At 61.6% G+C, this 13,141-nt stretch carries 16 protein-coding genes; 3 read left to right on the top strand and 13 right to left on the bottom strand.

Annotated features, from left to right (window positions below):
* Window positions 1–172: 172 nt before the first annotated feature.
* From H0I86_RS22555 to puuE, 5 genes are all read right to left on the bottom strand, one after another.
* A complete protein-coding gene (locus tag H0I86_RS22555; protein WP_180922258.1) occupies window positions 173–1,492 on the bottom strand; it encodes a urate hydroxylase PuuD in 1,320 nt (439 codons plus the stop codon).
* Window positions 1,493–1,543: 51 nt separating this feature from the next.
* The gene (locus tag H0I86_RS22550) at window positions 1,544–2,047 is read right to left on the bottom strand and encodes an ureidoglycolate lyase (protein WP_180922257.1); all 504 of its coding nucleotides are present in this window, start codon (window positions 2,045–2,047) and stop codon (window positions 1,544–1,546) included.
* A gap of 87 nt (window positions 2,048–2,134) precedes the next feature.
* The gene (gene alc, locus H0I86_RS22545) at window positions 2,135–3,136 is read right to left on the bottom strand and encodes an allantoicase (RefSeq protein ID WP_016704390.1); all 1,002 of its coding nucleotides are present in this window, start codon (window positions 3,134–3,136) and stop codon (window positions 2,135–2,137) included.
* 99 nt (window positions 3,137–3,235) lie between these two features.
* A complete protein-coding gene (gene uraD / locus H0I86_RS22540; RefSeq protein ID WP_124338877.1) occupies window positions 3,236–3,751 on the bottom strand; it encodes a 2-oxo-4-hydroxy-4-carboxy-5-ureidoimidazoline decarboxylase in 516 nt (171 codons plus the stop codon).
* Window positions 3,748–4,674: an allantoinase PuuE gene (gene puuE, locus H0I86_RS22535; protein ID WP_180922256.1), complete on the bottom strand. Its 927-nt coding sequence runs from the start codon at window positions 4,672–4,674 to the stop codon at window positions 3,748–3,750. The genes uraD and puuE overlap by 4 nt, the downstream gene beginning before the upstream one ends.
* A 421-nt stretch (window positions 4,675–5,095) precedes the next feature.
* Between puuE and uraH the strand changes: the two genes are divergently transcribed.
* Window positions 5,096–5,449 (top strand): hydroxyisourate hydrolase, encoded by a 354-nt coding sequence (gene uraH, locus H0I86_RS22530; RefSeq protein ID WP_009050210.1) that lies wholly within the window; start codon window positions 5,096–5,098, stop codon window positions 5,447–5,449.
* Between the two features lie 178 nt (window positions 5,450–5,627).
* Here uraH and H0I86_RS22525 read toward each other — a convergent pair whose 3' ends face one another.
* The 3 genes from H0I86_RS22525 to H0I86_RS22515 form a co-directional block, all read right to left on the bottom strand.
* A complete protein-coding gene (locus H0I86_RS22525; RefSeq protein ID WP_023966462.1) occupies window positions 5,628–6,254 on the bottom strand; it encodes a LysE family translocator in 627 nt (208 codons plus the stop codon).
* 63 nt (window positions 6,255–6,317) lie between these two features.
* Complete coding sequence (locus H0I86_RS22520; RefSeq protein WP_180922255.1) at window positions 6,318–7,667, bottom strand: NCS2 family permease; 1,350 nt, start codon at window positions 7,665–7,667, stop codon at window positions 6,318–6,320.
* A 312-nt stretch (window positions 7,668–7,979) separates the two neighbouring features.
* Window positions 7,980–8,414: a MarR family transcriptional regulator gene (locus tag H0I86_RS22515; RefSeq protein WP_007932281.1), complete on the bottom strand. Its 435-nt coding sequence runs from the start codon at window positions 8,412–8,414 to the stop codon at window positions 7,980–7,982.
* Between the two features lie 82 nt (window positions 8,415–8,496).
* Between H0I86_RS22515 and H0I86_RS22510 the strand changes: the two genes are divergently transcribed.
* Window positions 8,497–9,663, top strand: coding sequence for an aminotransferase-like domain-containing protein (locus H0I86_RS22510; RefSeq protein ID WP_180922254.1), 1,167 nt, complete (start codon window positions 8,497–8,499; stop codon window positions 9,661–9,663).
* Window positions 9,664–9,675: 12 nt separating this feature from the next.
* Window positions 9,676–10,278 (top strand): glutathione S-transferase family protein, encoded by a 603-nt coding sequence (locus H0I86_RS22505; protein ID WP_180922253.1) that lies wholly within the window; start codon window positions 9,676–9,678, stop codon window positions 10,276–10,278.
* Between the two features lie 82 nt (window positions 10,279–10,360).
* On the opposite strand, the gene H0I86_RS22500 is transcribed toward H0I86_RS22505, so the two are convergent.
* From H0I86_RS22500 to H0I86_RS22480, 5 genes are all read right to left on the bottom strand, one after another.
* On the bottom strand, window positions 10,361–10,732 hold the full coding sequence (locus H0I86_RS22500; protein WP_180922252.1) for a glutathione S-transferase N-terminal domain-containing protein: 372 nt from the start codon (window positions 10,730–10,732) through the stop codon (window positions 10,361–10,363).
* Between the two features lie 101 nt (window positions 10,733–10,833).
* On the bottom strand, window positions 10,834–11,379 hold the full coding sequence (gene folE / locus H0I86_RS22495; RefSeq protein WP_003204506.1) for a GTP cyclohydrolase I FolE: 546 nt from the start codon (window positions 11,377–11,379) through the stop codon (window positions 10,834–10,836).
* Window positions 11,380–11,456: 77 nt separating this feature from the next.
* A complete protein-coding gene (locus tag H0I86_RS22490; RefSeq protein WP_180922251.1) occupies window positions 11,457–12,014 on the bottom strand; it encodes a Smr/MutS family protein in 558 nt (185 codons plus the stop codon).
* A gap of 75 nt (window positions 12,015–12,089) precedes the next feature.
* The gene (locus H0I86_RS22485; protein WP_023966449.1) at window positions 12,090–12,410 is read right to left on the bottom strand and encodes a hypothetical protein; all 321 of its coding nucleotides are present in this window, start codon (window positions 12,408–12,410) and stop codon (window positions 12,090–12,092) included.
* 130 nt (window positions 12,411–12,540) lie between these two features.
* The gene (locus H0I86_RS22480) at window positions 12,541–13,131 is read right to left on the bottom strand and encodes a cysteine hydrolase family protein (RefSeq protein ID WP_180922250.1); all 591 of its coding nucleotides are present in this window, start codon (window positions 13,129–13,131) and stop codon (window positions 12,541–12,543) included.
* Between the last annotated feature and the right edge of the window lie 10 nt (window positions 13,132–13,141).

Here is a 13,141-nt window from a genome sequence, read left to right as displayed (position 1 = left end):
CCTCGGATTTTTTTATTCTTGTGATTAGAAAGCTGTGTGGTTGCGAACAGCTTTTTGCAGCAGGCCAACCGCGTGGCGGTTGATCGCGGGCAAGCTTCGCTCCTACAGAAGCAACACACATGCTGTAGGAGCGAGGCTTGCCCGCGATAGCGGTCGTCAAGACACCGCAGTACTAGTTGGTGCGCGCCCCCTGGTTGATCCAGGCGCCGATCAGGTCACGTTCCTGCTGGGTCATCTGGGTGATGTTGCCCAGTGGCATGATCTGGCTGGCAACGGCCTGGGCCTGGATCCGTGGGGCCTGGAGCTTGATCTGCTCCGGGGTGTCGAACATCACGCCGGCCGGCGCGGCACTGAACAGCGGGCTGGTGGGCTTGGCCGAGTGGCAGACGGTGCAACGTTCCTGGATCACGTTATGCACCTTGTCGAAGGTCGGGCCCTGGGTTGCCGTGGACGCTTGCGTCGGAGCAACTTCGGGAGCCGCCGGGGCTGCCGGAGCCGCGGCGGATTCAGGCTTGGCGCCGCCGCCGATGGCGGTTTCCGGCAGCGGCTGGTACTCGATCTTCGCCGGCGCCTTGGCCACTTCCGGCCCCTTGGCCATTTGCACGGGGCCGGTGACGTAGGCCAGGCAGATCATGCCCAGGGCCGCGACCGGCAGGGTCCAGGCGAACTTGTGGCTGTCGTGGCGGGTGTTGAAGTAGTGACGCACCAGCACTGCCAGCACCGCGATCCCGGCCAGGATCAACCAGTTGTACTGGCTGCCGTAGGTGCTCGGGAAGTGGTTGCTGATCATGATGAACAGCACGGGCAGGGTGAAGTAGTTGTTGTGGCGCGAACGCAGCAGGCCCTTGGCCGGCAGGGTCGGGTCCGGCGTGCGGTTTTCCGCGATGGCGGCCACCAGCGCGCGCTGGGCCGGCATGATGATGCGGAACACGTTGCCGACCATGATGGTGCCGATGATGGCGCCGACGTGCAGGTAGGCGCCGCGACCGCTGAACACCTTGCTGAAGCCATAGGCCGCGGCGATCAACAGCACGAACAGGATGAAGCCGAGCAGGGCGGGTTTCTTGCCCAGGGGCGAGTCGCAGAGGAAGTCGTAGACGAACCAGCCGGCGATCAGCGAGCCGATGCCGATGGCCACGCCTTCAGGGCCGGTCAGGCCGCTGCCGGGCGCTACCAGGTAGAGCATCGGATTGTAGTAGAACACCAGGCACAGCAGGGCGATCCCCGACATCCAGGTGAAGTAGGCTTCCCACTTGAACCAGTGCAGGTTCTCCGGCATGGACGGTGGGGCCAGCTTGTATTTTTCCAGGTGATAGATGCCGCCACCGTGGATTGCCCAGAGGTCGCCCGACAGGCCGTCCTTGGGGTTGACGCGATTGAGGTTGTTTTCCAGCCAGACGAAGTAGAACGACGCGCCGATCCAGGCCACGCCAGTGATCATGTGAACCCAACGCACGCTCAGGTTGAGCCATTCCAACAGATGTGCTTCCACAGTCTTTACCTCTCGCCTGTCACCCTTGTTGTCGAGTGATCAGACCTTCTCTTATTGGTGGGGGGCGAGGATCAAACACTCATCCTCTTCAAAGAAATGCTCATCGCAGTTATTGCCTGTGCCACTGCGATCAACCACCAGGAAGTCATCCCGCTTTTCGATCGTCAGCACCGGGTGGTGCCAGACGCCGCGATGGTAATTAATGCCCTGCCTGCCATTGCTGACGAAGGCGCGGACCAAGCCCGATACAGGTACATCGCCAAGTGGCGCGACCACGATCAGAAAGGGGTTGCCGAGCAGCGGAATGAAAGCCTGGCTGCCCAGCGGATGGCGCTCCAGCATGCGTACGGTCAAGGGCATGTCCAGCGCGTCGGCGCGGAAGATGCTGATGATCGCCTTGTCGTCCGGCGTGGCGGTTTCCACGGTAGCCAGACGATGGAAGCGCATGGTCGAACCGTTGTTGATCATGAAGTGATCGCTGCCGTCGGTTTCGATCACGTCACCGAAGGGGGCGAAGGCTTCTTTGGTCAGCGGTTCGATCATCAATGTGCGCATGCTGTTCTTCTTAATCTGTGAATTCGTTGTTGTCGGTGAATCGTCTTTCCCGCAGGAGCGAGCAGCCTCGTTCCTGCGGGCGCAGCATTACTTCGACTTCGCGACCTTGCCGAGGATCCGCAGGCGGCTGACGCCACCGTCCGGGAACACGTTCAGGCGGATATGGGTGATCGGGCCCAGGGCCTTGATCTGCTCGGCGAAGGTGTGTTCGGCGTGCATTTCCAGCTTCTGGCTCGGCAGCAATTCGCGCCAGAACAGCGACTGGGTTTCGATCTGGCTGTCGGTGCCACCTTTGACGAAGGCGCCCTGGATCGAGCAGCTGTCCGGGTAGTTGCCCTTGAAGTGCAGGGTGTCGACGATGATCTTCTCGATCTCGCCCGGATGGCCCAGCGCGACGATCACCCAGTCATTGCCCGGCGTGCGGCGGCGGGCGGTTTCCCAGCCATCGCCCATGTTGATGCCGCGGCCCGGGTTGAGGATGTTGCTCATGCGGCCGAAGTGTTCGTCGGAGCAGGCGAGGGCACGGCCACCGTTGAGGGCGGCTGCCAGGTCGACCTGCTCGTTGTCGCCGACCGCCGACCAGTCGCGGTACGGAATGCCATGCACGCGCAGACGGGCCACGCCGCCATCCGGGTAGATGTTGAAGCGCAGATGGCTGAACGCCTGGTCGTTGCTGATCTCGTGGTAGTGGTGGCTGTTGCCTTGCAGCTCGACGGCCGGCAGCACTTCCACCCACTGGGTGTTTTCGTTCGGCTCGCCTTCGGTCAGGAAGCAGGCTTCCAGGGAGGCCGATGGCGGGAAGTTGCCGGTGAAGAATGAGGTGTCGATGTCCACGCCCTTGATCTGGCCGGGCACGCCCAGGCGGATCACGGCGCTGTCGTAGCCTTCGAAGCGCTTGCGGCGCGACTCCCAGCCGTCCATCCACTTGCCGTTGTCATCGAATACGCCCTCCTTCCATACGGCCGGGGTCGGCTGGAACAGACGGTTGGCGTCAGCGAACCAGTCATCGGTCACCGAGATGATCTTGGTGCCCAGGCGGGCGTCGGCCAGGTTGACGAACTTCTCGAAAGGTACGGCGTAAGCTTTCATTCTTCTTGTCTGCCTTTAATTGAGTGGCTTGGGATGCTTGCAGGCCCCTGGGTACGCTGGGCGTTCATTCGTGCTCGGGTTTCTCACAAGGGCTGCTTGCTAGAGAGTCAGTAATCGGAACAGCGCGATCTTGTTGATCTCCGCCAGCGCGCACCGGAATTCGGTGTCCACCGAGTTGTGGATGCGTGCTTCGAACGCCGCGAGGATCTGATGCCGGTTGCTGCCTTTTACCGCCATGATGAAGGGAAACTTGAACTTGGCCTTGTAGGCCTCGTTCAGCTCGGTGAAGCGCTGGAACTCTTCGGCCGTGCATTGGTGAATACCGGCGCCAGCCTGTTCATGGGTGCTGGCTTCGGTCAGTTGACCCTGGACGGCGGCTTTGCCGGCCAGGTCCGGGTGAGCGTTGATCAGGGCCAACTGGCTCTGGTGATCGGCGCTCAACAGGATGTCGCTCATGCGCTGGTGCAGGACGTCGATTCGGTCGATCGACGCGTCCTGGCCCAGGTCGAAGGCCTTTTCGGCGACCCATGGCGAATGTTCGTAGATATCGGCGAAGGCTTTGACGAAGGCGTCGCGGCTCAGGGTCGAGGGTTTCAGGGTTTGGAAGGTGCTCATTTCGCAGCCCCCGGGAACGGGTGGGTTTGCTGCCAGTGGCGGGCGATGTCCACGCGGCGGGTGAACCAGACCTGATCGTGACCCTTGGCGTACTCGATAAAGCGCTTCAGGGCGGCCAGGCGCGCCGGGCGGCCGATCAGGCGGCAGTGCAGGCCGATGGACAGCATCTTCGGCGCCTCGGCGCCTTCGGCGTACAGCACGTCGAAGGCATCCTTGAGGTACTGGTAGAAGTCGTCGCCCTTGTTGAAGCCCTGGACCTGGGTGAAGCGCATGTCGTTGGTGTCCAGGGTATAGGGGATCACCAGGTGCGCCTTGCCGGTCGGGTTGTTGGTTTCCCAGTAGGGCAGGTCGTCGTCGTAGGTGTCGCAGTCATAGAGGAAGCCGCCTTCTTCCATCACCAGGCGCCGGGTGTTCGGGCCGGTGCGGCCGGTGTACCAGCCCAGCGGGCGTTCACCGGTGATTTCGGTGAGGATGCGGATCGCCTCGAGCATGTGCTCGCGTTCCTGGGCTTCGTCCATGTACTGGTAGTCGATCCAGCGGTAGCCGTGGCTGCAGATCTCGTGGCCGGCTTCGACCATGGCGCGGATCACGTCCGGATGGCGCTGGGCGGCCATGGCCACGGCGAAGATGGTCAGCGGAATGTCGAATTCCTTGAACAGCTTGAGGATCCGCCAGACGCCGGCACGGCTGCCATACTCGTACAGCGATTCCATGCTCATGTTGCGTTCGCCCTGCAGGGGCTGGGCGGCGACCATTTCCGAAAGGAAGGCTTCCGACTCCTTGTCGCCGTGCAGGATATTGCGCTCGCCGCCTTCTTCGTAATTGAGCACGAACGACAGGGCGATGCGGGCATTGCCCGGCCAGTGAGGGTGAGGAGGGTTGGAGCCGTAACCGATCAGGTCGCGTGGGTAGTCAGCGCTCACTGCAGTCTTCCTTCTTATCGTGATAACGGTGGCGTGGCGGGGCCTGAGGGGGAAAGGCAGGCTGGCGTCACAGCGATGGGCTGATTGTATACAACTTTTAATTCGGTTTGTAAGCCCGATTTTTTGCATTTTTCATCGATTGTGCTCATGCCCGGGTCCTGCAAGAAACCTGCCTGGTTGGTCAGCTAATTGATGAAAAGTCTTCTGCTCTCATGGTCTGGCTGCTGATCAAGGGAATACGGGGACTTGCTCGAAGTACCCGGAAATGGGTGATTTTTATTGTGTACAATTTTTTTGAAAAGTGTCTTAATAAATTCCTTGCCGCATCCTTTCGTGCTCCGAAACGGTGCGGTCTCCTTATCAACTGACTTCAGGAGGCGCGAGGTCTGGACGTGTGAGCGCGCACAGACACGCAGAATCAATGGGACGTTTGACTACACACGTGTTGGATGCCGCGCATGGCTGCCCAGGCAGCGCCATCAAGGTCGAGTTGTACCGGGTCGAAGGTGCGCAGTTGGAACTGGTCGCCAGTGCCCTGACCAACAGCGATGGCCGCTGCGATGCGCCGTTGCTGCAAGGCGATGACTACCGCACGGGGGTATACCAGCTGCAATTCCATGCCGGCGATTACTACCGTGCTCGCGGCGTACAACTGCCCGAGCCGGCGTTTCTCGATGTGGTGGTGCTGCGTTTCGGCATCTCGGCCGAACAGGAGCATTACCACGTACCACTGCTGATCTCGCCCTACAGCTATTCGACCTATAGAGGAAGCTAGGACATTCCCCCACGAAGCCTGCGCAAATAGCTTCTTTGGTCTTTCGCCCGCTCACACTGCGGGCTTTTTTTCGTCCTCAGAAAAGTGGTGCTTGTGAGGGCGCCATCGCGGGCAAGCCTCGCTCCTACACTACAGAAACGTGAAGATCCTGTAGGAGCGAGCTTGCCCGCGAAGCTCTTCAGCGGCTCAACAGCGACGCAGCACCCGCGCCGCTGAACAGCCCGGCGCTGACCCGGTTGAACCAGCTCTGGCCCTTGCCGCTGCGCAGGTAACGCGCCGCGCCATGGGCGCCCAGACCGTAAGCCAGCTTGCACAGCAGGTCGAGCAGGGTCCAGGTGACGATCATGATCAGCAGCTGCGGCAGGAAGGGTTGTTCGGCACTGAGAAACTGCGGCAGAAACGCGGCGAAGAACAGAATGTCTTTCGGATTACTGGCGCCCAGTACAAAAGCGCGCCCGAACAGTGCGCGAAAGCGCGGTTTCGGTGCGGCCTCGGGCACTTCGGCGCCCAGGGAGGGCTGCCGCGATTGCTGCCAGCTTTGCCAGGCGAGATAGAACAGGTACAGCGCACCGACGATTTTCAGGGCGCTGAACAGCTGCTCCGAAGCCAGCAGCAGGGCGCCCAGGCCCAGGGCCGAGGCGCTCAGCAGGCAGATCGAGGCAAACACGCCGCCGAGAAACGCCGGGTAGGACCGGCGCAAACCGTAATTCAGACTGTTGCTGATCATCAGCAGGGACAGCGGGCCCGGAATCAGTATCACCACCAGTGCCGCGCCGCTGAACAGCAGCCAGGTTTCCACGCTCATTGCCTTTCTCCTTATGTGCAAAAGCCTCACCCGACGGGGTGAGGCCGTTTGAAACCGCTGTGCCTACAAGAAAATGAACTTGGCGATAAAGATCGCGCACAGCACCCACAGGCTGATGGAGATTTCCTTGTACTTGCCTGTCCCGGCCTTCAAGGCCACGTAGGTGATGAAGCCCAGGGCGATACCGTCGGCGACCGAGAAGGTCAGCGGCATCATGATTGCGGTGACGATCGCCGGGATGCTGTCGGTGGCCTCTTCCCAATCGATGTGGGCCATGCCGCCCATCATCAGCATTGCCACATAAATCAGAGCGCCGGCGGTGGCATAAGCGGGGATCATGCCAGCCAGCGGTGCGAAAAACATGGCTGCGATAAATAGCACACCTACGGTCAATGCGGTAAGACCAGTCCGACCACCCGCGGCGACGCCCGCGGCACTTTCCACGTAGCTGGTCACGGGCGGAACGCCGACCACCGCACCGAATACGCTGGAGGCGCTGTCCGCCTTCAGGGCGCGGGAGAGGTTCTCGATCTTGCCGTCGGGGTTGACCAGGCCGGCGCGCTGGGCCACGCCCATCAGGGTGCCGGCGGTATCGAACATGTGCACGAAGAGGAAGGCCAGCACCACGCTGATCATGCTGACGTTGAACACCCCGGCGACGTCCATGGCCATCCAGGTCGGTGCCAGGCTCGGCGGGGCCGACATGATGCCCTCGTAGTGCACCAGGCCCAGGCCCCAGCCAGCCAGGGTCACGGTGATGATGCTGATGAGGATCGCACCGAACACCCGGTGATAGCTGAGCACGGCAATCATCAGGAAGCAGATCGCCGCCAGCAGCGGGCCGGGTTCGCGCAGGGAGCCGAGCTTGATCAGGGTGGCCGGGCTATCGACCACGATGCCCGCGGTCTTCAAGCCGATCAGCCCGAGGAACAGGCCCACGCCGGCGCCCATGGCGAAGCGCAGGCTGGCCGGAATGCTGTTGAGCAGCCATTCGCGGATCCGCGAGAAGGTCAGGAACATGAACAGCACGCCGGACACGAACACCGCACCGAGGGCGGTTTCCCAGTTGTAGCCCATGGTTCCGACCACGGTGTAGGTGAAAAAGGCGTTCAGCCCCATGCCGGGCGCCAGGCCTACCGGCCAGTTGGCGTACAGCCCCATCAACAGGCAACCCAGGGCGGCGGCGATGCAGGTGGCGACGAATGCCGCGCCGTGGTCGATGCCGGCGTCGGCCATGATGTTGGGGTTGACGAAGATGATGTAGGCCATGGTGATGAAGGTTGTCAGACCGGCGATCAGCTCGGTCTTCACCGTGGTGCCATGCAACCTGAGTTTGAAGATGCGCTCCAGCCAGCCACTGTTCAGCGGCGGCGAGAGTTCCAGCGTAGGGGCTTCGGATTTGCGGCTTTCCACAGCGAGTACTCCTCAAGAGTTTTATTATTTTTTCCAGAGCCGGACACGTGAGGGTGGGCAGCGGCTCTTTGAGGCATGTAAGGCTTGCGGGCTTTTATTGACCTTTAGGTCAGGAACTCGCACGTGGCGAATTATGCTTTTGTATACAAAGAAAGCAAATAATGTTTTTTAGGTTGTGTGCGAAAAGTTCGCCAGAAAGGCTATATGGCCTTTGGCCGCTGACGCAGCCTGGGATCGAGCGCGCAGCGGTCGCAACGGGGCTGAAGCGTTCTTGCAGGCAGGTTGAAGAGCACTGCGCCGCAGGCTTGGTGTTCAGCGGTTTTCGCCCAGGGCCTTGTTCACCGCCAGCCAGCCATCCACCGCCGCCTCGCCGGCCTCGGCGAACACCCGTTGCAGCAGTTTCACCTGCTCGCGCCGCAGCGATTGCTCAAAGCGCGCACCGTCCTCGGTCAGCTCCAGCAAGCGTTTGCGCTTGTCGCTCTGCGAGGCAACGCTGTTGACCAGGTGCATCTCCATCAATTGGCGCAGCGGAATGTTCAGCGCCTGCTTGCTCACGCCCAGTGCCGTGAGCAGTTCCTTCACGCTCAGCCCCGGATAGCGGGCAATGAAAAACACAATGCGCTGGTGCACGCGACTCAGGCCGCGGCGCTCGAGCATTTCGTCGGCCTTGGCGGTGAACGCCTGGTAACCAAAGAAGAAGGCTTCCATGGCGGCTTGTTGCGTGGTCTGGTTTTTAAGGTCAAGCATATTGACGTATTTGCGAAAGTCGGCGTAATTTCGGTCAAGCAGTTTGACGTATTTTCCTCCGCCTTCGCTACTGGTGACCCTCATGGCCTTCTCCGAACGTGTTTCGCGTCTTAAAAGCTCACTGATCCGTGAAATCCTTGCCGCCGCGCAGCGTCCGCAAGTGATGTCGTTCGCCGGGGGCCTGCCCGCCGAAGCGATGCTGCCGAAGACCGATTGGCAGGCGATGCCGGTGTCCATGGGCCAATACGGCATGAGCGAGGGCGAGCCACAGCTGCGCGAGGCCCTGGCGGCGCAGGCCCGGGCGCTGGGCGTGCCGTGCGAGGCGAGCCAGGTGCTGGTGGTCAGCGGGTCTCAGCAGACCCTCGATCTGGCGGCCAAGTTGTACATCGACAAGGGCACCGAGATCATGCTGGAAGCGCCGACCTACCTGGCGGCGCTGCAGATCTTCCAGTTGTTCGGCGCCGATTGCCTGACCGTGCCGCTTCAGGCCGATGGGCCGGACCTGGCGCAATTGCGCGCCCGCCTGGAGCAGCATCGGCCCGCGTTCATCTACCTGATCCCGACCTTCCAGAATCCTTCGGCGGTGCGCTACAGCGAGGCCAAGCGCGATGCCGTGGCGGCGTTGCTCGACGAGTTCGGAGTGACCCTGATCGAGGACGAGCCTTACCGCGAGCTGACTTTTGATGGCGGCAGCGCCACGCCCATTGTCGGGCGCCTGCGCAAGGCCAGCTGGATCTACACCGGTACCGTGTCGAAGACGCTGCTGCCAGGGCTGCGGGTCGGTTACCTGATCGCCAGCCCGGACCTGTTTCTCCATCTGCTGCGGTTGAAGCAGTCGGCGGACCTGCACACCAACCGTGTCGGCCAATGGCAGGCGCTGCAATGGATAGGTACCGAGCAGTATCAGCGGCACCTGGGCGAGTTGCGCGATTTCTACCGGGTGCGCCGCGATGGTTTTCAAGCTGCCCTGCAGCGTCATTTCGGCGATCTGGCCGACTGGCAGGTGCCCCAGGGTGGGCTGTTTTTCTGGTTGACCTTGAAACAGCCGCTGGACACCCGCACTTTGCTGAAAGCGGCGCTGGAGCAGGATGTGGCATTCATGCCGGGCGAACCCTTCTTCTCCGAGCCGGACCGCAATCCAGGTCACCTGCGGTTGAATTTCAGTCATATCGATCCGGCGCGTCTGGACGAAGGTCTCAAGCGGCTGGCCACCGTGGTACGTCAAGCACAGGCTGCACAGGCAGCCTAAGAGGAGAGGGCCATGTACAAGGTTTATGGGGATTACCGGTCCGGCAATTGCTACAAGGTCAAGCTGATGCTCAATCTGCTGGGCCAGCCTTACGAGTGGCACGCCGTGGACATCTTGAACGGGGATACGCAGACCGAGGCGTTTCTGGCGAAGAACCCCAACGGCAAGATCCCGGTGCTGGAGCTGGAAGACGGCACCTGCCTGTGGGAATCGAACGCGATTCTCAACTTCCTCGCCGATAGCAGCGAATTCCTGCCGAGCGAGCCGCGTTTACGCACGCAAGTGCTGCAATGGCAGTTTTTCGAGCAATACAGCCATGAGCCGTACATTGCCGTGGCGCGTTTCATCCAGCTTTATCTGGGGATGCCGCAAGAGCGCCTTCACGAATACGAGAAACTGCAAAAGCGCGGCTACAAGGCCCTGGACGTGATGGAGCATCAACTGGCGCGCACGCCGTATCTGGTGGGCGAGCAGTATTCGATTGCCGATATCGCGCTCTATGCCTACACCCATGTCGCCCATGAAGGTGATTTCGACCTGGCGCGCTACCCGGCGATCCAGGCCTGGATGCAACGGGTGGAAAGCCATCCGCGGCATGTCGGGATGCTCGACTGAGCCGTTGCGGGAAACAAAAAACCGACCCTTGGGTCGGTTTTTTATGGTGTGGCTCTTGTGGGCCAGCCGGCGATTGCGCGCTTCAGGCGGCGGAGAAACGCTTGTCCAGATAATCGATGATCACCTTGGACTCGTACATCCAGGTGGTCTGGCCGTTTTCTTCGATACGCAGGCACGGCACCTTGATCTTGCCGCCTTGCTCCAGCAGGGTCTGGCGGTCCTGCTCGTTGTTTTTCGCGTCGCGCAGGGCCACCGGAACGTTCAGGCGGTGCAGGGTGCGGCGGGTTTTCACGCAAAAGGGGCAGGCGTGGAACTGGTACAGGGTCAGGCCCTTGGCGGCCTGTTCGACCCGGGCTTGAGCCGCGACGGGGCGCTGCTGCTTGCGTGGGCGGGTGATGAAGTCGATGAGGATGATGAGCTGGCCCAGGCCGACTCGAAGCGCTTTGACGATCACGATATTGCCTCTTGCCCATGAAAGAAGGGGCGGCAGCTTACCTGATTTTTGCCAGGCGAAAAAAAACCGGCGATGAACGCCGGTTCTTTCGGGCAGCCGTGTTACTTGATCAGGCTGAGAAACTCGCTGCGGGTCGCCGCGTTTTCGCGGAATTCGCCCAGCATCACCGAGGTGATCATCGACGAGTTCTGCTTCTCCACACCGCGCATCATCATGCACATGTGCTTGGCCTCGATCACCACCGCGACGCCCAGGGCGCCGGTCACTTGCTGGACCGCGTCGGCGATCTGGCGGCTGAGGTTTTCCTGGATCTGCAGGCGACGCGCGTACATGTCGACGATGCGCGCGACTTTCGACAGGCCCAGCACCTTGCCGCTCGGAATGTAGGCGACGTGGGCCTTGCCGATGAAAGGCAGCAGGTGGTGCTCGCACAGCGAGTAGAGCTCGATGTCCTTGACCAGCACCATTTCGCTGTTATCGGAGCTGAACAAGGCACCGTTGGTGACTTCTTCCAGCGTTTGTTCATAACCGCGGCAGAGGTACTGCATGGCTTTGGCGGCACGTTTTGGCGTGTCGAGCAGGCCCTCGCGGGAGACGTCTTCGCCCAATTGGCCGAGGATCGCCGTGTAATTCTGTTCCAGGGACATGAAACTACCTGTGGGATTTTACGCAAAGGGCAAGGGTACGGTGGCGGACTCGACGCTGCAAGCGCGACGAAGCGGCTTTACTCGTCGCGGCCTTCCATCATGGTGCGTTTGAGCATCACGTAGACCGCGCCGGCGCCGCCGTGCCTGGCCTGGCACGTGGTGAAGCCGAGCACCTGGGGATGCTGGCGCAGCCAGGTGTTGACGTGGCTCTTGATCATCGGCCGCTTGCCGTCCAGGCGCACGGCCTTGCCATGGGTGACGCGCACGCAGCGGATCTCGAACCTGGTGGCTTCGGCAAGGAACGCCCAGAGGGTTTCCCGGGCCTTTTCCACGTTCATGCCGTGCAGGTCGAGGCTGCCCTCGAAAGGGATCTGGCCGACCTTGAGCTTGCGCATCTGGCTTTCCTGGACCCCGTCGCGAGCCCACATCAACTCGTCTTCCGGGCCGACGTCGATCACGAACTGATCGGACAGCCCGTCGACGGTCGTGGTTTCGGTGCGCAGGCTGGCGGCCTGGCGCAGCTTGGCGATCTGCGCCCGGTCAGCCTTGGGTTTGCCGGTTTCGGCGCGATCGTGCTTGATTGGCCTGACGCCTTGGATCGCGCTTTTGAACAGGGAAAAATCGTCGTCTTGCATGTCAGCCTCCGCGAAGACCGAGCAGTTTACCCAACTCGACGGGAGAGGGGCGGGACAAAACGTGTTGCCGTCGATTCAGTCATGTTTCTTCATCAGGTGTGGAGCCATGTTCAGGGTCTGCGGCTGGCGCATGCGGCGCCGACAGCGACGCCACAGCCAGACGCCGACATACAGCAGTAACAGACCGACCGCTAGAATCACCGCGGAACCTGCCGGGCTTGCATTCAATTCGCCCAGCGCCGGAGGGCGCCCCAACAGGCTGGCGGCCCCGGCCATCGCCAGCAGCACACCGAAGGTCGCCAGCAACGCGGAGAATGCCGCGCCCAGGCGCAAACGCCAGTTCCGCGGGCCTTTTGGCCGCAGACGACGTGCGTCAAAACCATCGGATATCTTCATTCCGACCTTCCTCAATGGGTATCGGCCCTTCGACCGAAAGATGACCGGGTGGTTCCTGAGGCTAAGGCAATTACGGCAAATGAGAGGCTTTTACGGATGAGCGGCCCGTGGACCGCTCATTGCGGGTCGATCAGATCAGATCTTTGGTCAGGGCGAGGGTGGCGAAGTTGTCCGCCATGATGGCCATTTCGGTCTGCTGGACGTGCTCGGCAGTGAGGATGCCGCCCTTGTAGGGCAGGTCGCGGGTGGCGCAGGCGTCTTCCACCAGGGTGCAGCGAAAGCCCAGGTTCTTCGCGGCGCGCACGGTGGTGCTGACACTGGAATGGCTCATGAAGCCGCAGACGATCAGGTCCAGGGAGCCCAGGTCCTGCAGGCGCTTTTCCAGTTCGGTGCCATGGAAGGCGCTTGGCAGCAGCTTGCCGATGATGGTCTCGTCGCCCTGGGGTTCGAGGCCGGGGATGAACTCGCCGCGCTCGCCCTGGGGGTCGAACAGACCGCCGACGGTGCCGAGGTGGCGCACGTGCACAACCGGGCGGCCGGCGGAGCGGGCGGCAGCGACCAGTTGCTTGATGTTGGCGACCGCGGCGTCCATGCCGGACAGGGCCAGCGGACCGCTGAGGTACTCTTTCTGGGCGTCGATGATCACAAGGGTCGCGTGGCTCAAATTAGCCGCTGCATAACCACGACCGCTGAGTTGAAACATCGTCTTTGGAACGGACATTCTGGGGCTC

It is taken from the genome of Pseudomonas chlororaphis subsp. aurantiaca, from assembly GCF_013466605.1.
Lineage (GTDB): Bacteria > Pseudomonadota > Gammaproteobacteria > Pseudomonadales > Pseudomonadaceae > Aquipseudomonas > Aquipseudomonas chlororaphis_I.
This window is presented reverse-complemented; position numbering and strand designations above follow the sequence as displayed.